Here is an 11,483-nt window from a genome sequence, read left to right on the forward strand (position 1 = left end):
GATGCTTACCCGCGTTGGCCGGTTCGTGATACCGACGGAGCCCATGGAGTTCTTGATTCCCGCCCGTACCGCTCGGCCCGGTGATGACCCCATCTTTGCGCTCAACGCGGAGGCCCAAGCTCGAAAGAAAGCGGGCGAGTCCGTCGTGAACGCCACGGTTGGCGCGCTGCTCGATGATGACGGCAAACTCGCGATCATCTCCGGCGTCGTCGATGCGCTTCGAGAGGTGCCGCCGGAAGTCGGTGCTGCCTACGCGCCGATTGCTGGACCGCCCGCTTTTCTGCAAGCGGTGATCGCCGATGTGCTCGGGCAGCGTCCTGCGGCTGCATGGGCCACCGCGGTTGCCACGCCAGGAGGCAGCGGCGCTTTGCGACATGCGATCACGAACTTCCTCGAGCCGCAACAAATGCTGCTGACGTCAGGGTTTTACTGGGGTCCGTACAAGACGCTCGCGGACGAAGCAGACCGCACGCTCACGACGTTTCGCATGTTCGACGATCGAGGCAAACTCGATGTCGCAGACCTCGATCGCAAGCTTCAAGGCGTGCTCGATGCCCAAGGCCGAGCGCTCGTTTTTCTCAACACGCCTTGTCACAATCCCACGGGGTATTCGCTGGATGCCGATGATTTTCGCGGCGTCGAAGATGCCGTGCGTCGTGCGTCGAAGCGTGGTCCGGTGGTCGTCTTGATCGACTTTGCCTACGCTCGATACGGCAGACGGGATCCGTCCGAAACCGTCGATGCAGCGCTTCGCCTCGCAAACGATGCGATGGTGCTCTTTGCGTGGTCGTCGTCGAAGTCGTTCACGCAATATGGATTGCGTGTCGGCGCGCTCGTGGCGGTTTGTCCCGACGCAGCGGAGCGAACACGCGTGCAAAGTGCCTTGTCCTTTGCGTGTCGAGGTACGTGGTCGAACTGCAACGCGGCCGGCCTTTCAGCCATCACACGTTGTCTCGTCGATCCGGATCTTCGCTTGCGCATCGAGCGTGAGCGCAGTGCGCTGAAGGCGCTCCTCGATGGTCGAGTGGCTCGATGGAACGAGCTTGCGAGCGCCGCGGGGCTCGTATACCCGCGGTACGATGGCGGGTTTTTCACGACCGTATTCTGCGACGATGCGACTCGCGTTGCGGCGCGGCTTCGGGACGAAGGCATTTTCGTCGTTCCGGCGCAGGGCGCGCTTCGAGTGGGCCTGTGTTCGGTGCCGGAGCGCGATATCGAACGGCTCGTCAATGGTTTCCGAAAAGCCATGAACGGCTGACGTATTTCGGCAACGAATCAAAAACGCCAACGACCGCGACGGACGTCGGCGGTTCTGTTATCGTCGTGCGCCTTATCGTTGGCGTAGCGCAGGCGCGTTTGGAGGCCTTGAGCATGCAAAGGATCGTAAGAATTGGTGTTGGCGGGCTCGTCGGAGTTTCTGCAGCGATCATGCTGCTCGTCGGTGGATGCCAGGACGACATCCCGTTTCCCACGGTGCCAACGCCGGGGTCGACCTCGTCGTCCAGCGGTGGTGGATCCGGCGGAGATGGCGGTGGGGGCGCTGGCGGGAACGGAGGGTCATCGGTTGGGGGCGCCGGCGGCAATCCGAGCGTCTGCGTGTCGAATACCGATTGCGTGACGCCCATTCCGATCTGCGACGTCCCCAAGGGCCAATGCGTCGAATGCCTTGCGGCAGCGGACTGTGCGCTGAAGCCCGGCACGGTGTGTTCTGGTGGAACGTGCGCATGCCCGACGCCTGGTGATTCGTATTGTTTGGCACCTGCTCGGTGCATCGATTTGCAAACGTCGAGTGCCGATTGCGGATCGTGCGATCATCCGTGCTTTGGTTCGTGCGTTGCCGGCAAGTGCGCCGATGCATGGGAACCGACGCCCTGGAAAGATGCTCCCTCCGCTCGGTCGAATCACGTGGCGGTATGGACGGGCAGCGAAATGATCGTTTGGGGTGGTGACGTCGGCGGTGGCAATACCAATACCGGCGGCATGCTCAACGTTGCGGGATACAAGTGGAAGTCGACCAGCACTTCCAATGCGCCGACGTCCCGAAAAGAAGCTCGGGCCGTTTGGACGGGCACCAAGATGATCGTGTGGGGCGGCGATAACGGCGGCGCGCTCCAAACCGGTGGCGTCTTCGATCCCGTGACGAACACCTGGACCGCGACGACCACCGTCAATGCGCCATCTCCGCGTTATGGGCATTCGATCGTTTGGACCGGCACCAAGATGCTCGTTTGGGGCGGTACCGACGGCATCAATTATTATGGTGATGGCGCGGCCTACGACGTCGGTGCGGACACCTGGGAAACCATTCCCCCGAATGGTTTGCCGCCCAGCGCAAGGGCGTACCACTCTGCCGTTTGGACCGGCACCGATATGGTCGTGTTCGGCGGCTATGGATTCAATGGCCTCGACTTCGGCTACCTCGGCGATGGTGGCGAATTCGATCCAAATGCTGCATCGTGGGTTTCCGTCAAAGACGGGCAGCCTCCGGCGCGCGCGCGTCATGGCAGCGCATGGACCGGCACCGAAATGATCATCTGGGGCGGTCAAGATTCCGCCAATAGTTTGTCCCCGACGGGGGCGCGGTACAAACCGAAGATCGAGTGGAGCGTGATTACGTCCGATAGCGCGCCCGAATTGCGCCAATTCCACACCCACGTTTGGATTGCTCCGCAGCTCATCGTCTGGGGCGGCCAAAACGTCAACAACGTGCAGCTCAGTTCGGGAGCTCTTTACGATCCTGTCACGAACTCGTGGAGCAAGAAGCCCATTCCGTCGGGACCGACCGCTCGGACGCAGCATTCGAGCGTCAATGCCAGCGGCAAGCTGATCATCTTCGGCGGCAGCACGCCCAGCGGTTTGACCAACACGGGTGCGATTCTCGATCCCACCGTGTTGTAATTGCGAAACTGAGAGATCGCAGAAGCTCCCAAACTTCCTGTCCTGGTTCCGGTTAGGTCTCGGGGGTATGGGGGGCAGAGCAGTCGGCCCGTGTTTTTGCCTTTGGCAAAAACACTTATAGGGCCGCCTGCGAGCCCCCCATCGTGACTAGCCTCGCGTAGCGCGCGTCCCACGCGCGCGGAGCGAGCGTCCAAGTCCAGACCCGCTCCCTATTCGAGAGCGCCTTCTTCGACGGCGGCGACGGTCTTGTCGTCCTTCTTTTGCTGCGCCCACATCACCGCTTGGCGAGGTCTCAGAAGCCCTGCGCCTTGCTGTATTTTGGGATATTGCGGCATCGGCGCGGCCGTCGCGAGAAGCCCTTCGCGAATTTGAGCCGGCGTCAGATTCGGGTTTGCTTCCAGCATTTGAGCCGCGACGCTGGCGGCAATGGGAGCGGCAAACGACGTACCGTCCACGTGTTGGTAATCGACCGAAATGTACTTTTGCCGATTGATACGTGCCGACACCGCCTGGATGAGCCCATTGACGGACGCGATTTCCTCGCGTGTCGCACGCTGCTTTTGCTCGGAAAAACCCTGTTCGACGGACAATTCTTCGAGCACCGACAGAAGTTGAAAAAGAGTCATCGCTTCGCGCGCCACGAGCGTTCCGGGAAGCATCGGCGCTGGGACCCAAATCGCCGGTGCGACGAGGTCGGGTTTGTCCAAGCCTTCGCGGATCGTCCCGTAGCTCGATGGCCAAAGCGAGGCATCGGCTTCTCCTTCGCGTTCGCCCTTGTCGTCGAGGCCTCCGACGGTGATGGCGTGCGGCGATGACGCCGGTGCGCGAGGAGCGCGACCAGGCGCATTGCCCGCAGCGGCAAAGACGGTGATCCCTGCGGCGACGACTTCTTCGACGGCTGCTTCGACTTCGGCTTGCAGATCAGGATCGCTTGTCGAAAGCGACACGTTCATCACGCGGATTTTCAAGTGCGGGTAGCGCAGCGGAAAACGGATCGCGTGCGCGACGTCCTTGCCTTTGATGCGCCCTTCGATCGACATCGCCTTGATGAGCACGACTTCGGCGTCAGGCGCGAGTCCGCGGTATCGCCCCCCCGAAACGTAGCCATTTCCGGCGGCGGTGCAGGCGGTCATCGTGCCGTGCCACGATGACGCGCGAGGCGTGAAGAACTCGTCGGCAACCGCTTCGTCGCGCGTTGCGTCCGCGTATGCCTTGATGCGCCGTTTGGGGCGCATGAGGTCGGGATGTGGGTAGAAACCGCTATCGACGAGGGCGATCGTCACGCCGCGGCCGGTGAAGCGCGGTGATGCATCGATGCGTTCGGGGATGGACAGGAGCTGCGGACGAGACATTTGAGCGCAGGGCTATGCACCGAGGCGACGACGAAAGCAAACTTCGCACGGAAGCGAGCTTGATTTTGCGGAGTGTTTGCGGCTTGATCCGAGTTTGTCTCTGTAGAAGTGCCGCCGCGCGCAAGCCGACCATGATGCCAGTTTGTCGAAACAAACGCATCCGCAGCGAGCGTTTGGACGAACCTCGTTCGATGGTGGACATGCTTCGTTTGGGCACCAAAGAAACGCTCGGGCTCTACATCGAAGCAGGCGTGGACGGCTTGCGTGACGTGTGCGACGACCTGGGGGCGTTCGCCGAGTCGACGGCAGCACGGCTCGTAAACCCGACGGACGACATGGCGCGCACGTTTCCGGCGGAGCATCGAGCGGGGCAGCGTTGCCGTGGCTGGAGGCGTTTTCGAGCGAGCGTGTGGGGGCATCGGTGCACGTGTGGCGGGGCCTGTGCGCGCAAAGCCCGCAGCGGGTTTCGTGAGGTATCGCGAGTCGTGCCGATAAGTTGCTCGATGGCAACGGACGCAATGTCGACGTCATCGGCGCTGACGGGGCGTTCGTAATTTGAGCGATGGCGTACGTTTCCGCGCGAGGCGCGAAGGGTGTCTGGCATCTCGATGCACCGAAGCGCACGCATATGCCGCTTGTAGACAGGAGGACACCATGGTACGAGGGGCCAATGGAAGAGTGGGCACAGGAAGCCGTTGAGTTGTGGCGAGCGAGCAGGGAACCCATCGCCAAGGCAGTCCTCGAGGGGATTGAACAAAACCCGCATCTGCCGGTGAAAAAGTACACGTTCGATGACCTTCTGCAGATGGTCGATGGCGCAGGTGCCATGATCGTCGAAGAGCTCGAGGGGGCCGGCACCGACATTCGCGACGTATTCATTAATTCGGTGTGGCCGGGGATCTTTGCTCAGGGTCAACCCCTGTCCGCTCTCGTTGGCCAAATGACGATGAACGCCGTGCTCGTGTACAATGTCATCGTCCCTCAGGCGTCGGAAAAAAATCGGGAGAAAATAGGCCGATTTTACATCAATTTTTATGTCAAACTCAATCTCGACATCGTCAAGGTTGGGCTTGAATGCGGTGTAACGAGCTAGATCAAATGAGGTTGCTCGTCGCGGCGGCACCGTAAATCACTGCTTTCGTGAATCAATTGTATATTGGTGTTTTCGCGGCACTTGAATGGTCGTCCGTATCACGGTGTTGCATGCTCGAGTCGCGCGGCGATTTTCGAGCAAGGGGTGTGGCATTTTTCGAACGGCGGCGCCCGGTGATGTGAGGTATTGAGGGGATTGCAATGGCGACACGCCCGTCCTCCGGAGGCTCGACGCTCGAGCGTGCTTTGCATGCACTCGAAAAAATGGAGGCAAAGCTCGCGGCTGCCGAGCGGGCGAAGTTTGCGCCGATTGCCATCATCGGCATGGGTTGTCGGTTTCCCGGTGGAGCATCGAACCCGGCGAGCTTTTGGCACGCGCTTCGAGCGGGTGTTCACGCGATCATCGAAGTTCCGGCGGCGCGTTGGGGGGTTTCGAGAACCGCGCCGCAGCCAGCAGCACATTGGGCCGGGCTCTTGGAAGGCATCGATCAATTCGATGGCCAATTCTTCGGACTCGGCCGCCACGAAGCTGCCGACATGGATCCCCAGCAGCGCCTTCTCTTGGAAGTTGCATGGGAAACGGTGGAAAATGCAGGTGTCGTACCGAGTCGCATGACCGGTACCAAGACCGGCGTCTTCGTCGGCATTTCATCACGCGAATACAGTGATTTGGTCGCCGGGTCGACGACCGAGCCGCGGCCCTACGTGATCACGGGAAATGCGTCGTCTTTTGCCGCGAGCCGAATCGCTTATCACTTGGGCTTGCGTGGCCCCTCCATGAGCGTCGATACCGCGTGCTCATCATCCCTCGTCGCATTGCATCTGGCTTGTCAAAGCTTGCGTCGAGGCGAATGCGACATGGCGCTCGTCGGGGGGGTCAACCTCATTTTATCCCCGGAAACGTCGAATCTGCTCGCATCCCTACAAATCTTGTCCCCGGATGGGCGTTGTCGAACGTTCGATGCGCACGCCAACGGATACGTTCGGGCCGAGGGGGCGGGTTTCATTTTGATCGAGCGGCTTTCGGATGCCCATCGGCACGATGATCAAATTCATGCGATCATCCGAGGCTCGGCGGCAAATCAAAATGGCAGGGCAATGAGTCTCACCGCGCCGAATGGTCAGGCGCAGGCCGACGTCATTCGTGCGGCATTGCAAGATGCGCGCGTGGCCGCCGATCAAATTGGGTATGTCGAGGTGCATAGCAACGGCTCGCCTCTTGGCGATTCCGTCGAGCTCGAAGCTTTGCGACAAGTCCTCGGGCAACCACGAAAGGACGGCAGCCATTGCGTGCTCGGTTCCGTCAAGTCGTGCATTGGCCATGCCGAAGCAGCATCGGGCATGGCATCACTCATCAAAGCCGTGCTGGTTTTGAGCCACGACACCATTCCGCGCAACTTGAATTTCGAATCGCTCACGCCTCACGCAAACATCAGCGACACGTCGCTCGTGATTCCGGTTGAAGAAATGGCGTGGAAACGCACGAACGTGCCGCGATTCGTCGGCGTGAGCGCGACGGGGCTGAGCGGGACGAATGCGCACGTCGTGCTCGAAGAACCCCCCATCACGCATCGCGCGCAAGACAAAATCGAAAGACCTTTTCATCTATTCGTATTGTCTGGGAAAACGAGCAATGCGCTTCGTGATCAAGCAAAGCAGTCATTGCGGCATCTTGCTGCACATGCCGAGCTTCCGCTGGGGGACCAATGTCATACGCTCGGCGCGGGGCGCATGCACTTCGATCATCGCTTTGCAGCGGTCGTGGCCACGTCCGCCGACGCGACCGGACAACTCAGCGATTATCTCGATGGAGTGGCCAGCGCGTATCTGACGGGGCATGTCGAAAACATTTCTGCACGTCGGCGTATCGCATTCGTGTTCACGGGACGAGGTGCCCAAGTGCGGGCCATTCTGGGGGCCGTTCGAGCCGTTCCGCCGGCGCTTCGGGATGCATTACGACACGCAGACGATGCCGTGCACGCGCTCGTCGGTCGGCGCGTTGCACACCTCCTCGAAGCCGAAAACTCCGATGCGTCGCCGCAAGCTTCCATCGATGAAGATATCGCGTTGTTTCTTCTCCAATATGCACTCGTCGAGCTATGGCGCTCGTGGGGATTCGAGCCTGCCGTGGTTGCTGGCGATGGTATCGGGGAATGCGTCGCCGCGTGGGCTGCCGGCGCGCTGGATCTTTCGTCTGCTCTTGGTCTCGCCGTGGCGCTCGCTCGATTCGAGCAAAGTCAAGGTCGAGAGCACGAGCAACTTTCGAGGGAGTTGTCGCGTATTGTGGTCAAGGCGCCGAGGCACACGTTTCTACCCAGCCTTGGTGATGCTTCTTCGAGTGCATCCCTGGGCACCAAGACGTATTGGACGCAGCGATTCGCCACCACCACCGACTGGGAACGCATCATTTCGCGGATTTCATCGCTTGGTTGTGACGCTTGTCTCGAGATTGGTCCCAGTCCGACGAAAATGGGGCGATCGACCGAAGGTCGCAATGCATTGCATGTCTTTCCTTCGTTGCGGCCGCGCGTGCCCGTTTACCGAGCGCTGCTCGAGAGCCTTGCAGGGCTTTACGTTCGCGGATTTTCCATTCGGTGGGAAGGATTGGACGGGCCGCATCCATATCGTCGAATCGCCATGCCGACGTACCCATTCCAGCGGCAACGTCATTGGTTTGGCAAGGCCAATGCATCGACGACGGAGCGGGTGGTCGCCCATGAACACCCGCTGCTTGGTCGCGCGCTGGAAGCACGAGCTGACAAGCCCGACGTTCGCACGTGGGAAAACATCTTGGACGATACCAGTCGTCGAGCCATCGGCGAACAATGCATTTCCACGGTCTCTTTGCTCGCATCGGGCGGCATCGTGGAAATGGCCGGAATGGCTGCGCGTGAGAGTTTGGGCAATACGCCTTGGGAAATGAACCTTTCGCTCGGTGACCCGCCCGCCTTCGATGACGCTGCCTCCGCGACGGTGCAGATCATTGCGACTCCCCAAGCCGATTCGAAAGTATCCATTGGCATTTTTTTCCGGCCGCGCTCGGGCGCCCCATGGAAACGTGTAGCCAATGGCACCGCCGAACCCGTCGTGGCGCCGACGGATGATGAAGATATCGCCCCGCCAAGCATGCGGCCTGGACGACGACAAAGCGTGCCGTCCGCCTGGTGGGAAAATCGACTCGAGTTGTTTGGCCTGGATGCGGAAGCGTTTCGTATCGAGCAGTTATGGCGTCGGGATGGCGAAACGTTGGCGCATGTTTCGCTGGCCAATCCACGAGCCGCCAGCGCTTTTGCTCGAGCCGCCATCGCCATTTCGTCGATTTCTCAGCCCGCGGCATACGGCCGCTGGTGGATGATCGAGGCGGTCGAGGGATTTGCGATGAAGTCGGCGGCGCCCGTCGGCAGGTTGTGGCTGCGCCTGAATTGGCTCGCGAATGACGGTTATCGAGCTCGCATGTCCGCCGAATTCGTCGACGAAGAAGGCACGTTGACGGCATCCGTCAGGAGAATCGACCTGCGCGCACAAGATCCCGCATCCGCGCTTCATGCGGCGGGAAAAGATTCGCTCGAAGACGCGATGTTCGATTTTGTTTGGAAAGAAAAACCGCCGTCGACCACGCAACAGGCGGCTCGGCGCAGATGGCTCATTCTCGCAGATGCGGGCGGTATTGGTGCGGCGCTGACCTTGCATTTACAATCCGCGAATCAAACCGTGGTCACGTTTCCCGCAGCGGACATCGAAAAGCATGTCGACAAATTGGATCTGGTCCTCGGCGTCTCCGGTCCGTTCCATGGCGTCGTATACCTCGGTGCGCTCGATGGCGTGACGAACGATCAAACGCCTGTCTCCACGCTCGACGACATTCTCACGCGCGAAGCTACGACGACGCTGAGCATCATCGATCGCCTTGCTGCGCAAGTGTACGTTCCGCGGCTCTGGTTCGTGACCCGCGGCGCGCAATGCATTGGAGAAACGGCGCCCGCGATCGCTCGAGCAGCACTGTGGGGCTCATGGCGCGTGCTGTCGTTGGAACGCCCCGATATGCGCGGTGGTCTCATTGACCTCGATCCGGCCGATGACGATGCCGAGGCGGCTCGCTTGGCCCAGGCGCTCGTTACATTCGGCATCGATGACCACATGGCATTCCGAGCTGGGAAAACCCATGTAGCTCGCCTGGCCCGCATTCCCATTCCCCATCAGCAACCACTTGCGCTTCGTCCTGACCGAACGTACGTCATCACGGGTGCAAAAAGCCCGTTTGGCAGCGAAGTTGCGCGTTGGCTGGCGGATCGAGGCGCACGAAAGTTGCTGCTCGTGGAAATGGATTCGCCGGAGGATGGTGCATCCGATGTGCAAGGAGCGTCTGATGCATTGGCGAACCTCACGCGGACGCTCGATGCGCAAGGTGTTGCCGTCTTCGTTTCTCGCGTGAATTTCGCGGACGTGGGTGCCATCGAGAGAATCGTATCCGAGGCGAATCCGCCCATTGGTGGATTCATTGATGCCGCAGGGACCATGGATCAGAACATCCATCACCTTGCGACCGCGGATGCGACGGCCATATTTCAAAAAGCAATGCGCGCAAAATCATTGCCGATGTGGGCATTTCACTTGGCGACGCTGCGGCACACTGTTGATTTCTTCGTTACATTTTCATCCATTACGTCTGCATTGGGGTGGGATGGCGTGGGTGCGGATGCATTTGCGTCTGCATTTGCCGACGCCGTCATTCGCATGCGACATCGTATCGGGCTTCCGGGAACCGCTGTTCACATTGCATTCCCCAATGAAGTTCGGCCTGGCCGCACGGACCTGGAAAATCAGTTGCTCGCAGCGGGATTTCAGGCAATGCCGGCGGCGCTGTCGCTGGAGGCCATGGAGCGGCTGGTCGTGTATCGGCATTCTGTGGCGACGGCTGCGTGGGTGGATTGGGATTTGTTCGACTTGGCGCGAGGTAACAGCACGGGCCGATCGCTCGTCGAGGGGCTCGTGGGCGGCCGCAATGTGCGCACGGGTCCAGCCGCCATGCAACGTCGCATCGTGGGCGCGCCGCCCGAGCAGGCGCGCCATTTCGTGGAAAACGTCATTCGCGGCGAAATTGCACGCGTTTTGGGCACGGATCCGGACGACATCATTGCGCACGACCGGGAGCTTGCCTCGCTCGGCATGGATTCCATCATGAGCGTTCAGGTGCTCACGGGCATTACGGGTGCGCTCGGGGTGAACATTCCCACGAATGCGTTGCTCGAAAACCCCACCATCGAATCGCTTTCGCGCCGCGTCGTGGCTACTCTGCGTCGCGATCGGCGAATTGCCGACGAGGATGCGGTGATGGGTCCTGTGAGTCGCCGAGGGTTGCTCGTTGAATTCAATCGGGAGGGCGCCAAGCCGCCGCTCTTTTTTGCGCCTCCAATCATGGGTTCGGCCCTCATTTTTCAATCGCTGGTGCAGCACATTTCAAAAGATCAACCCTTCTTCTCGTTCAATGCGCCTGGTGTCGATACCGATGTCCCTCCGTGCGATCGCATTCCTGTTCTCGCTGCGCGGTTCGTGGACGAGATGCGCAAAGCGCAATCCAAGGGTCCGTATTTGCTCGGTGGATACTCGTTCGGCGCGCTCGTCGCATTTGAAATGGCACACGTTCTCAGTCGAGCGGGCGAGGTGGTTGGGGCGCTCATTTTGGGGGACATTCCCCCGCTCGGGCAGCGCCACGACGGCACGTCGCCTCTCGCGATCATGGCGCGTCTTTTCGATCTACCGATTGAAGAAATGGGCTTCGATTCGCTCGCTCCCGCGGAGCAAGCATCACAAATGGCGCAAGCCATGGGCGAGCTGCTCATGTTGCCGTCATCGGTTGGTGAATCCGCTGCGCAATTGGGAGTTTATCGGGCCCATTTGAGCGCGATACAGGTCTACGTTCCAGAGCCATATTCAGGGCCCGTTACGCTCATTCGCACTCGCATGACTGCGCAAGCCGTAGCCAGCAGCGGCTTGGCAACCGACGATCCAACGCTGGGTTGGCAAGCTCTGTGTACTCGACCGGTGCGCGTTTGCGACGTCGCGGGTAATCACTTCAACGCCATCGTGGCGCCCGCAGTCTCCGAATTTGCTCGCGTTTTACAAGACGCACTTGGAGGCTGA

6 protein-coding genes are annotated in these 11,483 nt (G+C 60.4%); 5 read left to right on the forward strand and 1 reads right to left on the reverse strand.

What is annotated here, in order from left to right; all coding sequences use genetic code 11:
* The first annotated feature begins 1 nt into the window (after position 1).
* Both IPM54_16450 and IPM54_16455 read left to right on the forward strand, forming a co-directional pair.
* Positions 2–1,258 carry an aminotransferase class I/II-fold pyridoxal phosphate-dependent enzyme gene (locus IPM54_16450; GenBank protein ID MBK9261381.1) on the forward strand — a complete coding sequence of 419 codons (1,257 nt, stop codon included), beginning with the start codon at positions 2–4 and terminating at the stop codon, positions 1,256–1,258.
* A gap of 113 nt (positions 1,259–1,371) precedes the next feature.
* The gene (locus tag IPM54_16455) at positions 1,372–2,898 is read left to right on the forward strand and encodes a hypothetical protein (protein MBK9261382.1); all 1,527 of its coding nucleotides are present in this window, start codon (positions 1,372–1,374) and stop codon (positions 2,896–2,898) included.
* A 209-nt stretch (positions 2,899–3,107) separates the two neighbouring features.
* On the opposite strand, the gene IPM54_16460 is transcribed toward IPM54_16455, so the two are convergent.
* Positions 3,108–4,250, reverse strand: coding sequence for a S8 family serine peptidase (locus IPM54_16460; GenBank protein MBK9261383.1), 1,143 nt, complete (start codon positions 4,248–4,250; stop codon positions 3,108–3,110).
* Positions 4,251–4,441: 191 nt separating this feature from the next.
* On the opposite strand from IPM54_16460, the gene IPM54_16465 reads away from it, so the two are divergent.
* From IPM54_16465 to IPM54_16475, 3 genes are all read left to right on the forward strand, one after another.
* Positions 4,442–4,804 (forward strand): hypothetical protein, encoded by a 363-nt coding sequence (locus tag IPM54_16465; protein MBK9261384.1) that lies wholly within the window; start codon positions 4,442–4,444, stop codon positions 4,802–4,804.
* Between the two features lie 116 nt (positions 4,805–4,920).
* Positions 4,921–5,343 carry a hypothetical protein gene (locus IPM54_16470; protein ID MBK9261385.1) on the forward strand — a complete coding sequence of 141 codons (423 nt, stop codon included), beginning with the start codon at positions 4,921–4,923 and terminating at the stop codon, positions 5,341–5,343.
* A 200-nt stretch (positions 5,344–5,543) separates the two neighbouring features.
* On the forward strand, positions 5,544–11,483 hold the full coding sequence (locus tag IPM54_16475; GenBank protein ID MBK9261386.1) for a KR domain-containing protein: 5,940 nt from the start codon (positions 5,544–5,546) through the stop codon (positions 11,481–11,483).

This window comes from Polyangiaceae bacterium, assembly GCA_016715885.1.
Taxonomy (GTDB): Bacteria; Myxococcota_A; Polyangia; order Polyangiales; family Polyangiaceae; genus Polyangium.

Excerpts from the sequence above, each read along its gene's own strand:
- IPM54_16450 (MBK9261381.1), top strand. The coding sequence starts at position 2 with ATGCTTACCCGCGTTGGCCGGTTCGTGATACCGACGGAGCCCATGGAG.
- IPM54_16470 (MBK9261385.1), top strand. The coding sequence starts at position 4,921 with ATGGAAGAGTGGGCACAGGAAGCCGTTGAGTTGTGGCGAGCGAGCAGG.
- IPM54_16475 (MBK9261386.1), top strand. The coding sequence starts at position 5,544 with ATGGCGACACGCCCGTCCTCCGGAGGCTCGACGCTCGAGCGTGCTTTG.
- IPM54_16460 (MBK9261383.1), bottom strand. The coding sequence starts at position 4,250 with ATGTCTCGTCCGCAGCTCCTGTCCATCCCCGAACGCATCGATGCATCA.
- IPM54_16455 (MBK9261382.1), top strand. The coding sequence starts at position 1,372 with ATGCAAAGGATCGTAAGAATTGGTGTTGGCGGGCTCGTCGGAGTTTCT.
- IPM54_16465 (MBK9261384.1), top strand. The coding sequence starts at position 4,442 with ATGGTGGACATGCTTCGTTTGGGCACCAAAGAAACGCTCGGGCTCTAC.